The organism is Labrenzia sp. VG12 (assembly GCF_002237595.1).
In the GTDB taxonomy this organism is placed as follows: Bacteria; Pseudomonadota; Alphaproteobacteria; order Rhizobiales; family Stappiaceae; genus Roseibium.
In genome coordinates this window covers 1,234,939-1,251,615 of sequence record NZ_CP022529.1, presented here as the reverse complement: position 1 = coordinate 1,251,615, position 16,677 = coordinate 1,234,939, and the positions used below count along the sequence as shown (strand labels likewise).

Sequence of the window (16,677 nt, the reverse complement as noted above, 5' to 3'; positions counted from 1 at the left end):
GGGAACCTGAAATGCTCGACTATTACATCAACGCATTCGCGACGCTTTTCGTGACCATCGATCCGGTCGGATTGGCACCGATGTTCCTGGCCGTCACCGCCGGAATGAGCAAGTCGGACAGGCGAAAAGTTGCCATTCGGGCCACCATCACGGCAGCTGGCATCCTTCTCGTGTTCTACGCTTCCGGGCAGACGGTTTTGAATGTTCTCGGCATTTCCGTCAGTGCCTTCCGGGTTGCCGGGGGCATCTTGCTGTTCATGATCGCGCTGGAAATGATCTTCGGCAAGCGTCAGGAGCGCAAAACGGAGACAGCAGAAAAGGCGGTGGAATCGGAAGCCCATCATGGCACGGTAAATGAGCTTGCCATCTTTCCCTTGGCCATCCCGCTGATTTCCGGTCCGGCAGCGATCTCCGCGATCATTCTTCTATCCGGTGAAGCGCCCGACACCCTTACCTATGCCGGTTTGGGTGCGGTCATTGCGATCATTCTCCTGAGCTGCATGGGCGCGTTTCTCCTGGCCGACAAGATCGAGAGGCTTTTGGGCGATACGGCCCAGCTCGTGATCACGCGGCTCCTCGGTGTGTTGCTGGCTGCTCTTTCCGTCCAGTTCGTCGCCGATGGTGTGCTTGCCTTTGTCCGGGGGTAAGGCAGCCTAGCGGTCAAGCTTCAGGCGAAACTCCTGTGGCGACACACCGTGAACGTTGTCGCGTGCCCTGATAATAACTTCGGTCACGTCATCTGGAACCTGCACACCTGACAGGGAACGGGTGAAGGGTTGTTCGTTCTCGTGCGGATGCAGCAGCACTCTTTCGCCGAGCAACGCGCCGTCCAGTGTGTAGACCTGCCAGAGATCGGCATAATGGTCCCAGCCGGTATCGCCGTGCTTGAGCGTCACGGAGAAAGTCCAGCTGTCGCCTGACGACCGCGCCTTCGCATCGACAATTTCAACGTCCCCCGCAAGGGCCTGTGTAGCGGCACCAAGGCTGGTAACAAGAAGACATCCGGCAACAAATATTCGAGCAATGCGCATCTGATCGTCCGTGATTGGGGTGTTTGCGGCAGGCAGGCATCCTGACCGTTATCGAGCCCTTGTAAAAATCACGAGTGCGTCAGCCAGCCTGTTGCAGATGAGCGTCCCGCTTGAAGCCCTTGGGCCAGAGCGACCTGTTCGCGTTGCCCCATCCGGCCAGGGCCTTGATCACCGGTTCCAGGGACGCTCCCAATTCGGTCAAGCTGTATTCCACCTTGGGCGGTACCACGGGATAAACTGTTCTGGTCAGAAGGCCGTCCGCCTCCATGCTGCGCAGCTGGGCCGTCAGAACCCGCTGCGTGATGTTCGGCAGGGCCTTTTGAAACTCGTTGAACCGAAGCACCTCCCTGTCGAGCAGCAGGAACAGGATGACGCCTTTCCATTTGCCATCGATCAGGCTGAGCGCGGCCTCGACAGCACAGCCCGGATGGCAATCGTAAGTATCCTTCTCAGACTTGGCTTTCTTCAAGGTATCCATCTTGTGCCTTAGGTTCTCTTGTGTCGGTAACTGCCCAAATTGTGCATTCTTGCGCTTCCATGTTTTATGGTCATTTTGAGGGGCACGCAAATCAGGAGACACACATGCGTGCCATTGGATATTATCAAAGCCTCCCCTCAAACGATCCGAATGCCCTTCAGGATCTCGATCTGCCGAAACCATCACCGTCCGGTTCGGACCTTCTGGTCGAGGTGAAAGCCGTTGCGGTGAACCCGGTCGACACGAAGGTTCGGCAACGCCGTGCATCGGAAAACGACACCCCGGTTGTGCTCGGCTATGACGCCGCGGGAACCGTTGTCGCAACGGGCCCGGACGTCACCGACTTCAAGGTGGGCGATGACGTTTACTACGCCGGAGATCTGACAAGGCCGGGCACAAACGCCGAATTTCACCTCGTCGACGAGCGCATTGTCGGGCGCAAGCCGGGAAGCCTCAGCTTCGCCGAGGCAGCCGCCTTGCCGCTGACGGCCATCACCGCCTTTGAGGCGCTGTTCGACCGGTTGAAAGTGAACGACCCGGTCCCGGGCAAAACCCGCAGCCTTTTGATCATCGGCGGGTCCGGCGGCGTCGGTTCGATCGCCATTCAGCTTGCGCGCCAGTTGACGGACCTGACTGTCGTCGCGACCGCATCCCGTCCGGAGAGCCAGGCCTGGTGCCGGGAGCTCGGAGCACATCATGTGCTCGATCATTCAAAGCCAATGGCAGATCAGCTTGAAGCGCTGAACATCGATGCACCGGGCTTTGTGTTTTCAACGACCCATACAGGTCAGCATCTGGACGACATTGCCGCGATGATCGCACCCCAGGGACGGTTTGCCCTGATCGACGATCCGGAGGATCTGAGCATCATGCCCTTCAAGCCGAAGGCCGTCTCAGTGCACTGGGAGTTCATGTTCACCCGTTCCATGTTTCAGACAGCCGACATGAAGGCGCAACAAACCCTGCTCAACAAGGTTTCGGAGCTTGTGGATGCGGGCAAGGTGCGCACCACCCTTTCAAGGACGATTGAACCCATCAATGCAGAAAACTTGCTGGACGCGCACCGCCAGATCGAAAGCAATGCCACGATCGGCAAGATCGTGCTCACCGGTTTCTAGGCGGACTTCCCGCGTTTACCGAGATACGCCTGGAACGCGGGAAACACACCGTGACTTGCGGCACAGATCCGGCGGGGGCATGCTTCCCGCCGGAGGATGGGTATGGAAGATAGGAAAAACAGCCTCATTCGGGAGCACCTTCTGGCTTTGAAGCAGGAACTGGAAGCTTTCAGCGAGATGTCCGGTGAGGCGCGTGCCACAGTGGAGCTGGACCAGCAATCCGTCGGCCGTCTTTCACGCATGGATGCGTTGCAGGGACAGGCCATGGCACAGGCATCGGAACGTCAACGCCGGGCGCAGATACAACGGATCGATGCGGCTCTTGGTCGGCTGGCGGCAGGCGACTACGGGTATTGTGTCGAATGCGGCGAAGAGATTGCCTCAAAACGACTGGACGTTGACCCGGCGGCTGCGTTCTGCATCAACTGCGCCCAATAGTCCGCGGCGCCACATGACGCCGCAAATCCCGCAGAAAACGTGAAACCTTTGAGACGGTCACATCTATCGGATAGTCTGCGAGCGATAGTTCCGTCCAGTCCGTGTCGGGTGCCAGTTCCAGTCTCAGGCCTTCCAGCCGAGCGCTTTCTTCCTTGTCGAGCGGCAGTTTTTCAGCGGTGTCCAGCAACAGCAATTGTTCGTGGACGCGGCGCAGGACCGAGAGCGCAGCCCCCATGCGATTGGCTAGTGCCGGCTCGTCACGCCAGCTGCGCCCCTTGAAAACAGTTTGCGAGACCACCTGGCCGGCGCCAAAGCAGTCATAGGTGATGCAGCCTTTGAAGCCGAGGGCCTCGCGGTCGTCAAAAACACGACACTTGTTGCAATCGTCGAGGTTCGGACAGACTTCTCCCGCCCCCTTGTCGATGGCAAATGATTCAGACTTGTCGAACGGAAACACGACGCAGCAAAGCGCAGCGCAGGCGTAACAGTCGGGTCTCAGGTCGGGCAGTTGGGCCACCGGGTCTGTGCTTTCCTCGTGTTGCCGCAGCAAAGACATGCTCCGCCAGCCTGCGGGCGATCAACAGATCCCTAGCCCCTGATTGCCATGAAGGACTTGGTCAGGAAGGTGATCTTTTCCTTGCGGATCGACGCATCGTCGAAAAGTGCCACGAACATGGCGTGATTGAGCAATCGGGCGCTCTCCACCGTTTCCACGGCCTCGTCGGTTGAAGACGCCTTGGGCCAGTGCCCAAGTGAAAAATGACGGACAAGCCAGACCCTTGTGGCTTTGGGCAGCCAATGAAAGATCGGCGTCATGCAATGCGGTTCCACCGGAAACCAGAAATTGGGGGTCTGAACGAAATAGCCGCCGGGAAAGTCCTTGATGTTCGCCGCGTACCGTTTCATCTGCGCCCAGTCGCCGACATGCTCGATGACCGAATTGGAATGGATCAGATCAAAGTCATCTGCATTGAGCTCGCTCCAGATATCCTTCGTGGCATCGCCGGTCATGAAGGAAAAGCGCCCCTGCGCTTCGAAGGCCTGGGAGCCGGGCAGGTTCAGGAGCGTGATCTGAACCTTGTTGGCTTCCAGAAAGGCCTCGTCCACGATCCGCCAGTACTGGACGGTGCCCCCGATATCCAGGATGCGGACAAACCCTTTTTCCTGAAACGTCTTGGTGATCAAGTCGCAGAAAAGCTGAATTCTTCTCTTTCTGGCAGCCTTGCCAAAGCTGAAACCGTCTGTTTCATAGCCGGAAAGAAGCCGTGTCAGCGCACCCATATCGACAACCCTGTTGATTATGGAGGGGCCCAAAACGCCGCCCCCCTCTTGTCGGACCTGGCCCTTATACGGCCAATCCGTTAATCAATCGCCGCCAACCGGACCCTTTTGACAATTCGGCTTATTCCCACTCGATCGTGCCCGGAGGTTTGGATGTGATGTCGTAAGTGACCCGGTTGATTCCCTGCACCTCGTTGATGATGCGGGTGGCTGTCTCCCCGAGGAACTCATGGCTGAACGGGAAATAGTCCGCCGTCATGCCATCAACCGAGGTCACGGCGCGAAGCGCACAGGCATAGTCGTATGTCCGGCCGTCGCCCATGACACCAACCGTCCGCACCGGCAGGATCGCGACGAAGGCCTGCCAGATATCGTCATAAAGACCGTGTTTGCGGATCTGGTCGATATAGACCGCATCAGCCTTGCGCAAGATCTCAAGCTTGTCCCGGGTGATCTCACCCGGACAGCGAATGGCCAGGCCCGGACCCGGGAAAGGATGACGGCCGATGAAGCTGTCCGGCAGGCCGAGCTCACGGCCAAGCGCCCTCACCTCGTCCTTGAAGAGTTCACGCAGCGGCTCGACCAGCTTCAGGCCCATTTTTTCAGGAAGACCGCCAACATTGTGATGCGACTTGATGGTAACCGACGGCCCGCCGGAGAAGCTGACGCTCTCAATCACATCAGGATAAAGCGTGCCCTGGGCCAGGAACTCGGCACCGTCGATTTCATTGGCGTGTTTCTGGAAGACGTCGATGAAAAGCTTGCCGATGATCTTCCGCTTGGTCTCCGGATCAGACTCTCCGTCCAGCTCACCCAGGAAGAGCTCCGATTCATCGGCATGGATCAACGGGATATTGTAGTGGTCCCGGAACATGGAGACGACTTCCTCGGCCTCGTTGAGACGAAGAAGACCATGATCGACAAACACACAGGTGAGCTGATCGCCAATCGCCTCGTGGATCAGAACCGCAGCGACGGAGCTGTCAACGCCGCCGGACAGCCCGCAGATGACCTTCTTGTCCCCGACCTGTTCGCGGATCTTGGCAATGGCGTCATCCTTGTAGGCGCCCATCGTCCAGTCACCGGTAAAGCCGGCAAGCCGCACGAAATTCTCATAAAGTGTCTTGCCATTCGGCGTGTGGTGCACTTCGGGGTGGAACTGCACCGCGTAGAAGTTCCGCGTCGTGTCTGCCGTGATCGCGTAAGGCGCATTCGGTGAGGTACCAAATACCTCAAAGCCCGGTGCAAGACGGCTGACATGGTCGCCGTGGCTCATCCAGACCTGTTCGCGGCCGTCGCTGAACCAGCCTTTCAGGATCGCGAGATTCGTTTCGGCAGGCGTCACGAAGGCTCTGCCGAATTCTGCAGTGCCACCGCCACCGGAAATCTTGCCGCCGTCCACCTGGCCACCCAGCTGCTGCATCATGACCTGCTGGCCATAGCAGATCCCCAGGATCGGGACCCCCATCGTGTAGACGCTTTCTGGCGGACGCGGAGACCCGTCTCGCGTTACAGAATCCGGGCCGCCGGAAAAGATCACGGCCTTGGGATCGAACTCGCTCAAAAACGCGTCAGTCACGTTCTGATAGGGATGAATTTCGCAATAGACATTGAGCTCACGCAGACGCCGCGCAATCAGCTGCGTCACCTGGGAACCGAAGTCGATAATGAGAAGGCGTTGATGCTGGGTCATGGCCAGCTTCTAACCGGTCTTTTCGCCAATTTGAACCCGAATTTCGCGCTCTTTCCGCTCCCGCACAAGAATTTCTCTTCCAGCGCGCCTGGTCTTCATTCTGCGCTGCGAGTTTGGCCGGCAAATAAATCGGCGGACAAGCTGTGCACCGTTCATTTTCCCTTTTGACCGCCGTCCTGTGCCTCCTTAGGCTGGGGATGCACGCCTGCTTCGTCTGACATGTCGACAGGACGAACCATCCGTGCCCTGAGGAAATCCGCACCAGATGACAGCAGCTGCCCGTAAAGCGTTTGACGAAGCCGTAGCCCTGGAAACCGCCGGTCAGGTCGACAAGGCACTGGTGTCCTATCTGAAGGCGCAGGAGTTGTCTCCGGACGACACGGAAATCGCCTACAGAACCGCCTCTGCACTGCTTCAGAACGGTTATCTGGACGAAGCCCTGTCGCAATTGCGCAGGATCGTCTTTGCCGAACCGGACAATCTCAACGCACGTGCCAGCCTCGGCAATTGCCACTTGCTGATGAACGATTATGCCAACGCCGAGCAGTGTTTCGCGGAGGTGCTTGCAAATGCGCCCGAAAGCCGAAATGCGCTTTACGGTCTGGCGAGTGTCCTTTTGAAGGAAGATCGGTCATTGGAAGCTGTTGGCCCTGCCCGGCAGTTGCTTGACCTGCTCCCCGACAGCGCGGCAGCGCTGTCTCTGTTCGCCGAAACACAATCCAGAACCGATCAGATGGCGGCGGCGATTGCAGCCTATCGCAAGGCGTTGAAGCTGGACCCCGATTACGGCCCCGCACTGACCGGATTGTGTCAGACACTGTTGCTGCGCAAGCGGTTCGACGAGGTGATCGAACTGGCGCTCCGTGCCTGCGAAAATGCACCTGCCGATCCGGTGCCTCTTGAACTGCTATCGGACGCGCTCCAGGGAAAAGGCCATCTGGATGACGCGGTGGAAGCCGCCGAAGCAGCCTTGAAGCTCAACCCGCGCTCCGCCACCAGCCATGTGCGTCTCAGCACGCTTTCCAGAAAACGAGCCGATCACACGGCGGCGCTCCGTCACGCCCTGGCGGCGCACGACCTGGACATGGGGGCCAGGGAACCTTTGAACGCGCTGGGGGCAGCGCTTGCCGCATTGAAATATCCCGGTCAGGCAAGATCGGTGCTGACGTGTCTGGTTGCTGGCTCCGGGCTGGATTCGGACGTTCGCCAGCTAGTGAAAGAACTTATCCAGGATATTGGCAAGGACGGAGTTGTCGTGCCTAAGCCGGTGCAGGATCTCTCCAACGCCCCCTCAGGCGAAGCGCAAACAACGCTTTCCACCGAGAGTGACATCTCCGGACAGATCGAGGCCGGAGACAGAAATTCCTCGCCTCAGTCACCTGCTCTTGATCGGGTAGATGCGCTGTTGACCGCAGACGACAACCAGCTGCCAAATGTCCTTGGCCTGCGCAGGCAGGATCGAACCTGAAGCTAATGACCGATGTCCAGCGCGGTCTTTATACGTTGCGCATCAGCAGGGAAATGAAGAAGCCGTCCGTCTGGGTCGAAGCCGGGGTCAGCGTCAGGTCACCACGCTCGGAAACATATTTCGGCGCACTGGTTCCGGTGAGTGTCTTCTCCCAGACATCCCTCACCGACACGGGCTGATACTCCGGATGATCCTTCAGGAACCGGTCGATCTGGTCCTGGTTCTCATCTGCAAGGATCGAGCAGGTCGCATAAGCAAGGCGACCGCCCTTGCGAACGTATCGGGATGCGTTTTCCAGAACGTGACGTTGATCCTGGAGACGTTCTTCCAGGGCCTTCTCCGTCAGGCGCCACTTGGAATCCGGGCGGCGGCGCCAGACACCGGTCCCGGTACAAGGCGCATCAATAAAAACGAGATCCATCTGCCCGACCAGGTCATCAAGGCTGGAACTTGCCGGGTCTCGCACCTGGATATTGCGCACACCTGCCCGCTGCAGCCGCTCATGGATCGGTGCTAGACGCAGCCGGTCGGCGTCATAGGCATAGAGCTGGCCCTTGTTCTGCATGGCTGCAGCAAAGGCCAGCGTTTTCCCACCACCGCCGGCGCAGTAGTCCAGAACCTGCTCTCCGGGCTTTGCCTGTGCGAGATGCGCAGCAAGCTGGCTTGCTTCGTCCTGGAGTTCAAACCAGCCTTTGCGATAGCCTTCTTCGGCCTGGACATGCGGCATCCGCCCCGGGCCGGGTTTGGCTTCGATGCGCAGACCAATCGGTGAGTGAGGTGTGGCCACCGCGCCAGTATGTCCCAGGCGCTTGATCATCTTGTCCCGCTCGGATTTCAGCGTGTTGGTCCTGAGATCGACAGGTGCGCGGGTGGCGAGCGCTCTGCCCTCGTCGACGGCATTTTCACCGAAGGCGGATACAAATTTCGGCCAAAGCCAGTCCGGGACATCGGCTTCCTGCGTGGGCGTGATCTCGGAAACCTGATCGGCGGTGAGCGCCTCGCGCTCGCCTTCCGTCAGCGCTTCGGGCGCGTGCCTGTCGCCATCAAGCACCTCAACCAGCGTGTCGACGCCCTTGTCCCAGGTGATGCAATAGGTGGCCAGCGCCAGCGCCCGAGGCGCATCGGAGCGCATCCGCGCGCTGAGCGAGGCCTTGTTGCGCAGGGCGTCGAACACCAGATTGCCGATCACGGTCCGGTCCCCCGACCCGGCAAACCGATGGGCAGCACCCCAGTCCTTCAACGCGATCTGAACCGGTCGATGGCGTGTTTCCACCTCGGTGAGGACTTCAATTGCCGCCGCGAGGCGTCCGCCATCTTTCATGCTGTTCCTTTGCAGACTGGCCGGTCTTTTCGATCCCAATCGGATCAAACGTTGGACGGATAGTTCGGGCTTTCCCGCGTGATGGTCACGTCATGTGCGTGGCTCTCACGGAGCCCGGCGCCGGAAATCTGCACAAACCGTGCTTTTTCCTGAAAATCCTGGATGGTCTTTCCACCGACATAGCCCATGGCAGCACGCAGGCCGCCTGCCAGCTGGTGCAGCACGCTACCGAGTGCGCCCTTGTAGGGAACCTGTCCTTCGATGCCTTCCGGAACCAGCTTCAGACTGTCTCGTACTTCTGCCTGGAAATAGCGATCCGCGGATCCGCGGGCCATCGCGCCCACAGACCCCATGCCGCGATAAGATTTATAGGACCGGCCCTGGTGCAGATAGACCTCGCCCGGGCTTTCTTCCGTGCCGGCCAGCAGAGAGCCGACCATGACTGACGCAGCACCGGCGGCAATCGCCTTGGCGAGATCGCCGGAATACTTGATACCGCCGTCCGCGACCACCGGAACGCCGTGCTTGTTGGCCTCGTTGACCGATTCCATGATCGCCGTGAGCTGGGGCACGCCAACGCCGGCAACAATGCGCGTGGTGCAGATCGACCCGGGCCCGATACCAACCTTCACCGCATCTGCGCCGGCATCGATCAACGCCTTAGTGGCCTCGGACGTGGCAACATTGCCGGCCAGCACCTGAACCGAATTGGACAGCTGCTTCACACGGGCGACCATGTCGAGAACTTTTTGGGAATGGCCGTGCGCCGTGTCGACGACGACCATGTCAACACCCGCATCAACCAGGCGCTCGGCCCTTGCAAACCCTTCTTCGCCAACACTTGTGGCGGCGGCAACGCGAAGACGCCCCTGGGGGTCCTTCGACGCATTCGGGTTCAGCTGCGCCTTTTCCATGTCCTTGACGGTGATCAGGCCGATGCAGTTGCGGTTCTCGTCCACCACCAGCAGCTTCTCGATCCTGTTCTGGTGCAACAGGCGTTTGGCGTCGTCCTGGCTGACATTCTCGCTGACGGTGACCAGGTTGTCCTTGGTCATCAGCTCGTGGATCTTCTGGTCCGGATTGGACGCAAAACGGACATCGCGGTTGGTCAGGATGCCGACCAGCTTGCCGGCGACCTGAGCGCCTGAGCCGCCGTTTTCGACCACCGGCACCCCGGAAATGCCGAAGCGCTTCATCAGGTCCAGTGCATCCTGCAAGGTCGCATCCGGACCGATCACGAGCGGATTGACCACCATCCCGGATTCGAATTTCTTGACCATGCGGACCTCTTCGGCCTGCTGGTCGAGGGACAGGTTGCGGTGAACGACGCCGATGCCGCCGGCCTGAGCCATGGCGATGGCAAGACGGCCTTCCGTGACCGTGTCCATGGCCGACGAGAGGATCGGAATATTGAGTTCAAGATCCCGGGTCACGCGGGTCTTCAGATCGACCTCGCCCGGCATGACTTCCGAGTGGCCGGGAATCAGCAACACATCGTCAAAGGTCAGAGCTTGTTGTCCGGTTGACGGAACAAAAAAGGATGCCATGGCCAATTCCCCTTTATGAAAATAGCTGAAACGCCGGCCTTTCTGGAAAGGTCAGCGTCGTTTGAGTCGCTTCGGCTGTGCCGGAGAAGTTGGCGCGGGTCAATAACATGCAGGTGACAGAATGAAAAGGGTTATTAAAATACCCGGCAGAATTCTCGTTACCGAACCTTCAAGGCCTCAAGGACCGTTGAGCGCAGATAGTCATATTGCGCGGCGTTGGTGTCCGCGAAGGCCTCTTCGCGGGTCGCCGGAAGGTCGTCATAGGCAACCGGTCGCTCAAACTGGCTCGCCGTGAAGTCGTGCCGCCTGCCTTCGATCCGGTTGTAGAAGTGCCAGATCAACCCGTACCGGGTCTTCAGAATGTCTGCGCCAAGAACATCGTTTGCAACAAGTGCCGTGACACCACATTGACCGGCGGCTGGCACGTCTTCGGACCACAGTGTGCTCGACTTGAGGCTCCAGGAAGCTTCAAGCGCCCGCGCCAGCTTGTCCGCATCAGTCATCGGACGGCTCACCGTCTTGCAGCTCGCTGCCGCGAAAGCCCTTGGCAATGACATAGAGTTCCGGGCTTTCCTTGCGGCTGGCCGGCGGCTTCAGATGCGAAACGGATTTGAATTCACGCTTCAGGTCCTGAAGCATGGCGTTTTCGGTGCCGCCGCGAAAGACTTTCGCCAGGAAAGAGCCCCCGGGGACCAGATTCCGGCGGGCAAAGTCGATCGCAATTTCAAAAAGATGCGTTGTGCGCAGGTGATCGGTCTGCTTGTGACCGGTTGTCGGTGCGGCCATGTCGGACAGGACAACATCGGGCCGGTGCCCGCCAAGCGCGGTCATCAGGGCGTCCGGAGCATCGTCGTCCAGAAAGTCCTTCTTCAGAAAGGTCGTGCCGCGCACGTGATCCATATCGAGATAGTCGATACCGACCACTTTCGGCGCCTCGACGCTGGACTGCACGCGCTCCACGGCAACCTGACACCAGCCTCCCGGTGCGCAGCCGAGATCGACCACCCGGTATCCGGGCTTCAGGAGCTTGTGCTTGTCGTCGATTTCAATCAGCTTGTAGGCCGCCCGCGAACGATAACCATCGATCTTGGCCCGGCGCACGTACGGATCATTCAATTGACGCGACAACCAGCGGGTCGACGATTCCCGACGGCCTGCGGCTGTCTTGACCTTGACGTGCAGGCCCCGGTCGCCGGACCCCTTTTTTCCACGGCTCATGGTTCGTTCCTCTGGCGGCTGCGATGATGCCTGTGTCCCGAACGTCGGTTGGACCAGACGCCGTCGGCAGCCATCAGTTCTGTAAGAATGCCTTCCCGCAAGCCACGGTCGGCAACCCGAAGGCGCGAACAGGTCCAACGCCGCCGGATTGCTTCCAGGATAGCGCAGCCGGCCAGGACCAGATCCGCCCGGTCCGCGCCGATGCAGGGATTTTCAACACGCGCCTCATACGGCATGTCGCGCAGTTGATCAATCATTCTGGCAACATCGCCGTCTGCCAGCCAGGTTCCGTCCACGCGTCTGCGGTCGTAGCGTTTGAGGCCGAGATGCACGCCCGCAAGCGTGGTGACCGTGCCGGACGTGCCGAGCATGTGGACACGGCCGGAGGAAATCGCCTCGGTCAGATTATGCGCGAGACTGAAGGCCGCCAGATGGTTGGCGGCGTCTTCGACCATGGCTTCGAATATGTCGGGAGTGACGTGAACCCCGCCATGGCGTTCCGCCAGATTGACGACACCCACCGGCAACGAAATCCAGGACCGGATGAAGCGCGTCAGGGCATAGCCGCGCGCGCCGCATCGGTTGCGCAGGTCGAGCCAGACGATTTCGGAGGAGCCGCCGCCAATATCGAACAGGATGACACCGTCTGCATCCAGATCGACAAGCGACGCGCATCCGGCAACGGCAAGCCGGGCTTCCGTTTCCCGGTTGACCACTTCCAGCGCCAATCCCGTCTCGCTCTTGACCCGGTCGATGAAATCATCACCGTTTTCCGCGGCTCGGCAGGCTTCGGTCGCAATCAGACGGGACCGGCTTACGCCCCTGTCCGCCAGTTTTCGATGGCACTGTGCCAGGGCGTCGATCGCCCGGTCCATGGCGGCGTCGCTCAGTTTCCTGTTCGATCCGACCCCCTCGCCAAGACGAACGATCCTTGAATAGGCATCAACAACGCGAAACCCGCGCTCTTCCGGACGCGCGATCAGAAGCCGGCAATTGTTGGTACCGAGATCCAGAGCCGCATAAAGCGGCGCATTGCCTGCGCGCGCGCCGGAGGACCTTGCACGATGAAGGCCGCCGCGTCCGCCACGGCTCTTGTCGGGAGAAATAGGCCCTGACGGGTTGTCAGATCGCCGGGCTTTCTGGACAACCGCATCATTGGGCCTGCCCCGAGCCTCCGGCACCGCTCCTTGGGTTGTCTGCCCAGGAGGCATCGCTGTTTGAGACTGCGGGCCCGTACCGCCTGACGCTTGTCTGCGGCGGCGGCCACGTCTGCGGGCAGCCTTCTTTCCCTTGGCGCTTGTCAGCGTGTCCGATTGTGCGGGAGTGCCCTCGCCGCTGATAGCGGTCGATGGGTCATGTGCTGCAATCTGACTGCCGGCCGTTTTGGATCGCCCGCGCCTGCGCTTTTTGCGCTTTCGCTCGCCGTCCTTGCGGCCGCTGTCTTCAGAAGCAGCGGCTGATGGCCCCATGGGCCTCTTTTCGACGGGTCCGTTCGCAGTCTCGACGGGAACCGGGCCGTTTGCCGGAGACACCACAGGCGTACCATTTGTTGCGGTGCCTGCCTGGTTGCCTTTCGACCCTTTGCCAGATCGGCGCTTGCGGCGCCGCCTGTTTGCTCCCTTGGGCTCCTGTGGAGCCCCGCTGGAAACGGACACGTCAGCGGTACGTCGCCCGGATTCGGGCGGTTCCTGACCTGACTGAGTCACGTTGTGCCTTTCAGATTCCCGCAGCAGCCTGCCGTTTTAATGGGGCGCGGACGGGAACCGCGTCTTTCGTTGTCAAAACTGTAACAGGTTGACAGGCGCTGGAAAAGCTTTGCCTGAGGCGAATTGAGGTCAGTCGACGTCGGTCAGATCTGCGACGCCGAGATTTCACAAAAAAGTCAGAAACGGGTCTTGCAATCCAGATTATGATGGATGTATATGCGGCACACCAATCGCGACGGGCCGGTGTCCGATCTTACGAGGCGATTGAGCGCTCCATCAGCGAGCTTTGCTGGGGAATAGGTTAACGGTAGACCCGCGGACTCTGACTCCGTTAGTCCTGGTTCGAATCCAGGTTCCCCAGCCAACAATTTCCAATCAGCTGAATGCCTGAGAGTGTGTTTTCTCCTTGCGAGAAGAAACGAGGCAGGCAAAGAGATCAGCCTCGTCCACCTTCAGGTACGGCAGCAGGCTGTTGTCCTGGTGCCACGAACCCCTTCAACAAACCTTCGATGAAATCGGTTCCGGCATACCCCGCAGCTGCGAGCCCGATGACGGCCTGTGAGGAGATGCTCTGAACATCGGCGATTGACGAAACCGCCGCCAGTGCCCCTGCAATCGCTCCTATCAGAAGCGACACGATCAGGCGGCCGCTGCTAAACGGCACATCCTGACCCTCCACCCCTACTGCAGCAGCGTCTTTCTGCTTGGACATTTTTTTCAGGCCGACCAGCACGCGCAGCGCCTGACCAATCAGGCCACAAACGAGCCCGAGTCCTATCAGTTCCAGCCAAACTGTAACTTCCATTGGATTTACTCCTTTCAGATTAACCTCATCGCGAAGGGCTCAAGGCTGCCCCGTTTAAGCGCAGCCTTGAGCGACGCATCAGTCGGGTTCGACGGTGAACGGCACTGAGGCGCATGACCAGTCGGCACGGGTCAACTGGTAGTCGAGCAACACCTCGATGTTGTAGTCGCCAATGACCTCGCCGCCATTGTCGCCCTTGGTCTCCACGGAGATTGTCCGTTGATCAACCTGGCCAGGATCCAGTTTCAGAAGCACGACTTCCTTCTGGGCCAGAATGATCTCATCGGTATTGAGCGAACCGGAATCGGTGCGTGTCAGCTTCAGGCGGGCGGCGATGTTTTGCGCACGCTCGTCGACCGCCTTGTTCTTGAAAGACAACGTAAAGATCGTGTTGTCCTGTGGTTCGAGCGTCGCATCGTGCATTTTGGCAGATACGGAAATTGCACTTGAATTGCTCATGTCTTGGTCCTCCATGTGACGGGATCTGTACATCCCGAAACAATGGATAGTGACCTGCAATGAGTTTAATGTATTTTTTCTGTTATCCAGGCGTCAATTGACGTTAAATGCACACGATTCTATGAAATTTCAAATATCTGCCATGCAGGCAAAATAGTAGCAGATCGATAATTCTCAAATTCAGCCGATTATTACTAATTTTTTCACAGGCAATTGACGCTCTATTGGCCTCCCAGAGCTTTGGTGACTTCGTCTACCACCAAACATAGGAGAGGCCAAATGCTGTTGTTTAGCGGTCATGGAGCCCATGTCCAGTTGTCTCCGAGCAATTCCGATCTGCCCAGCCTGGAGTGTGCCTGCGGCTATCGTTCCGGAGAAACACCGACTTCAATGACATCACCCGCTGGTGAACTCGGTCGTTTCGGCTATTTGTTCCCGGACGCTTCGGCGCCAAAACACAGTGCTGACACGGTAAGATTGCTCGACAGCATCGCTGATGCGATGATTGATGCCGGTCCGGCGGAAGAAGACAATTCAAGTCTGCCTGCAATCTTCACCTATCTAGGACAGTTCATCGATCACGATGTCACGGCAAATACTGATAGAGACAACGGTGTTTTTACGATAGATGCCGCAACGCTTGAGCCGCTTGAACGATCTTTCGTGACAGAAAACCTGTTCAATCTGCGCACCGGAGCGCTGGATCTCGACAGTCTTTATGGCGGGTCCGCGGCAGCACCAGGGAGTTTCGCCAAGAAGCTGATGGAAGCGATGCGTGCTCCGTTCGATCGCGCCCTGCTTTTCCTTGGAACCGAATTCCCGGTGCCAAGCGATCATCCGCAGCAGGTAGAGTATCCAAAGGATATTGCGCGCGATCTCCTGCGTTTCGGCCGGCTGTTTCAAAAGGACGCCATATTGTCAGAAGACGATCTGGCCGATCTGCCCCCCGATCTGGAAAAGCGGTTTCTGGATGAAAACGGCAAACCCAAAAAGGGAGTTGCCGTTATTGGAGATGGTCGCAACGACGAGAATCTCGCAGTGGCGCAGTTGCATCTCAGTTTCGCGCGGTTCCACAACAATGTTGTCCAAACGGCCCGCCGCGATCCTTCCCTTGGCGCACCCGTCAACGATCCCGACGCCTTGTTCGAATGGGCCAAGTCCGAAGTTCGGCGAATTTATCAATGGCTGGTCGTCAACGTTTATCTTCGCTCCATCTGCGACCACGAAGTGCTTGACGACGTTCTCGTGCACGGAGCGCCCGCTTACATGGCGTTTCTGGCACAAAATCCACCGGCCCGCAGTGGGCTTCTTCCCATGCCCCTGGAGTTTTCGGTCGCTGCTTTCCGCTTCGGCCACACGATGGCGCGGTCAAGCTATGACTGGAATGTGTTCTTCGGCCGCAACGGTGTAGGTATCGACGGCGGCGCAGCACGCGGCACATTCCATCAGTTGCAACTGTTCACCGGCAATGGTGCGCAGCCTTTGGCCGGCCTGCCACGTCTGCCGTCCAACTGGGTCAGCGACATGTCGCGCTTGCTCAATCTGGGGGCGGATGCAAGACCAGACCGGAACACCAGAAAACTCGACACACGCCTTGCACCTCCGTTGTTCGCGATGCGCAACGAGCCCGAAGGGTTGTTTCATGCGCTAAAGAAACTTCCAAGACGCAACCTGCGCCGCGGCCAACTTCTCAATTTGCCGACTGCACAGGCCTGTCTTGCGGGATTTGAAGCTCAGGGGGTCAGGCTCGATCCGCTGACACCGGAGGAAATCGCGTCAGGACCGACGGGGGCTCAGGTGATCGCGGGCGATTTCGTCGATCAAACGCCTCTCTGGTTCTACGTTCTCAAGGAAGCCGAGGTCAAAGCCAGCGGCGAGCATCTTGGGCCCCTCGGCTCCCGGCTCGTGGCGGAAACGCTGGTAGGCCTGGTTGCGGCGTCTTCCAACAGCTACTGGCACATGTCCGGCAGTGACAATGGGCGATGGCATCCCGTGGACGGAGTTCGTCCATGCGGTGAACCCATCACCTCACTGGAAGCGTTTATGCGCGCAGCCGGCATGATTGGGTAATGAATTGCGGGCGCATCGTTACAAGCGATGCGCCCGCGTAATCA

At 58.9% G+C, this 16,677-nt stretch carries 17 protein-coding genes and 1 tRNA gene; 6 read left to right on the top strand and 12 right to left on the bottom strand.

The annotated features are described in order from the left end of the window. Positions 1-11 precede the first annotated feature (11 nt). Positions 12-647 (top strand): MarC family protein, encoded by a 636-nt coding sequence (locus CHH27_RS05660; RefSeq protein WP_094070723.1) that lies wholly within the window; start codon positions 12-14, stop codon positions 645-647. Between the two features lie 6 nt (positions 648-653). On the opposite strand, the gene CHH27_RS05655 is transcribed toward CHH27_RS05660, so the two are convergent. Together CHH27_RS05655 and CHH27_RS05650 are read right to left on the bottom strand one after the other, a co-directional pair. Beyond that, positions 654-1,031: a hypothetical protein gene (locus tag CHH27_RS05655; protein ID WP_198338357.1), complete on the bottom strand. Its 378-nt coding sequence runs from the start codon at positions 1,029-1,031 to the stop codon at positions 654-656. Between the two features lie 79 nt (positions 1,032-1,110). After that, on the bottom strand, positions 1,111-1,509 hold the full coding sequence (locus CHH27_RS05650) for a helix-turn-helix domain-containing protein (RefSeq protein ID WP_094070722.1): 399 nt from the start codon (positions 1,507-1,509) through the stop codon (positions 1,111-1,113). A 104-nt stretch (positions 1,510-1,613) separates the two neighbouring features. Here CHH27_RS05650 and CHH27_RS05645 point away from each other — a divergent pair, with 104 nt between their 5' ends. Next, positions 1,614-2,627: a zinc-binding alcohol dehydrogenase family protein gene (locus CHH27_RS05645; RefSeq protein ID WP_094074540.1), complete on the top strand. Its 1,014-nt coding sequence runs from the start codon at positions 1,614-1,616 to the stop codon at positions 2,625-2,627. Positions 2,628-2,729: 102 nt separating this feature from the next. Continuing rightward, complete coding sequence (locus CHH27_RS05640) at positions 2,730-3,065, top strand: TraR/DksA family transcriptional regulator (RefSeq protein WP_208988594.1); 336 nt, start codon at positions 2,730-2,732, stop codon at positions 3,063-3,065. Here the strand turns inward: CHH27_RS05640 and CHH27_RS05635 are convergent. From CHH27_RS05635 to guaA, 3 genes are all read right to left on the bottom strand, one after another. Continuing rightward, entirely contained in the window at positions 3,049-3,621 is a 573-nt protein-coding gene (locus CHH27_RS05635) for a hypothetical protein (RefSeq protein WP_094070720.1), read from the bottom strand. The two genes, CHH27_RS05640 and CHH27_RS05635, sit on opposite strands and share 17 nt — an antisense overlap. A 32-nt stretch (positions 3,622-3,653) precedes the next feature. Further along, on the bottom strand, positions 3,654-4,379 hold the full coding sequence (locus CHH27_RS05630) for a methyltransferase domain-containing protein (protein ID WP_198338356.1): 726 nt from the start codon (positions 4,377-4,379) through the stop codon (positions 3,654-3,656). A gap of 88 nt (positions 4,380-4,467) precedes the next feature. Then, positions 4,468-6,039, bottom strand: a complete 1,572-nt coding sequence (gene guaA, locus CHH27_RS05625) for a glutamine-hydrolyzing GMP synthase (RefSeq protein ID WP_094070718.1) — start codon at positions 6,037-6,039, stop codon at positions 4,468-4,470. Between the two features lie 265 nt (positions 6,040-6,304). Here guaA and CHH27_RS05620 point away from each other — a divergent pair, with 265 nt between their 5' ends. Next, complete coding sequence (locus CHH27_RS05620; protein ID WP_094070717.1) at positions 6,305-7,507, top strand: lipopolysaccharide assembly protein LapB; 1,203 nt, start codon at positions 6,305-6,307, stop codon at positions 7,505-7,507. Positions 7,508-7,535: 28 nt separating this feature from the next. On the opposite strand, the gene CHH27_RS05615 is transcribed toward CHH27_RS05620, so the two are convergent. From CHH27_RS05615 to CHH27_RS05595, 5 genes are all read right to left on the bottom strand, one after another. Beyond that, a complete protein-coding gene (locus tag CHH27_RS05615; RefSeq protein WP_094070716.1) occupies positions 7,536-8,828 on the bottom strand; it encodes an RsmB/NOP family class I SAM-dependent RNA methyltransferase in 1,293 nt (430 codons plus the stop codon). A 44-nt stretch (positions 8,829-8,872) separates the two neighbouring features. Then, positions 8,873-10,375, bottom strand: coding sequence for an IMP dehydrogenase (guaB, locus tag CHH27_RS05610; RefSeq protein WP_094070715.1), 1,503 nt, complete (start codon positions 10,373-10,375; stop codon positions 8,873-8,875). Between the two features lie 158 nt (positions 10,376-10,533). Beyond that, a complete protein-coding gene (locus tag CHH27_RS05605; RefSeq protein WP_094070714.1) occupies positions 10,534-10,878 on the bottom strand; it encodes a hypothetical protein in 345 nt (114 codons plus the stop codon). Next, the gene (locus tag CHH27_RS05600; RefSeq protein ID WP_094070713.1) at positions 10,871-11,593 is read right to left on the bottom strand and encodes an RlmE family RNA methyltransferase; all 723 of its coding nucleotides are present in this window, start codon (positions 11,591-11,593) and stop codon (positions 10,871-10,873) included. Before CHH27_RS05600 ends, CHH27_RS05605 begins: the two co-directional genes overlap by 8 nt. Further along, on the bottom strand, positions 11,590-12,774 hold the full coding sequence (locus CHH27_RS05595) for a Ppx/GppA phosphatase family protein (RefSeq protein WP_371681825.1): 1,185 nt from the start codon (positions 12,772-12,774) through the stop codon (positions 11,590-11,592). The genes CHH27_RS05600 and CHH27_RS05595 overlap by 4 nt, the downstream gene beginning before the upstream one ends. 815 nt (positions 12,775-13,589) lie before the next feature. Between CHH27_RS05595 and CHH27_RS05590 the strand changes: the two genes are divergently transcribed. After that, a tRNA-Gln gene (locus CHH27_RS05590) sits at positions 13,590-13,663 on the top strand. A gap of 72 nt (positions 13,664-13,735) precedes the next feature. Here CHH27_RS05590 and CHH27_RS05585 read toward each other — a convergent pair. Beyond that, on the bottom strand, positions 13,736-14,104 hold the full coding sequence (locus CHH27_RS05585) for a hypothetical protein (protein ID WP_094070711.1): 369 nt from the start codon (positions 14,102-14,104) through the stop codon (positions 13,736-13,738). 78 nt (positions 14,105-14,182) lie between these two features. Beyond that, positions 14,183-14,563, bottom strand: coding sequence for a hypothetical protein (locus CHH27_RS05580; protein ID WP_157738731.1), 381 nt, complete (start codon positions 14,561-14,563; stop codon positions 14,183-14,185). A gap of 213 nt (positions 14,564-14,776) precedes the next feature. On the opposite strand from CHH27_RS05580, the gene CHH27_RS05575 reads away from it, so the two are divergent. Beyond that, entirely contained in the window at positions 14,777-16,633 is a 1,857-nt protein-coding gene (locus tag CHH27_RS05575; protein WP_157738729.1) for a heme peroxidase family protein, read from the top strand. Positions 16,634-16,677: the final 44 nt, after the last annotated feature.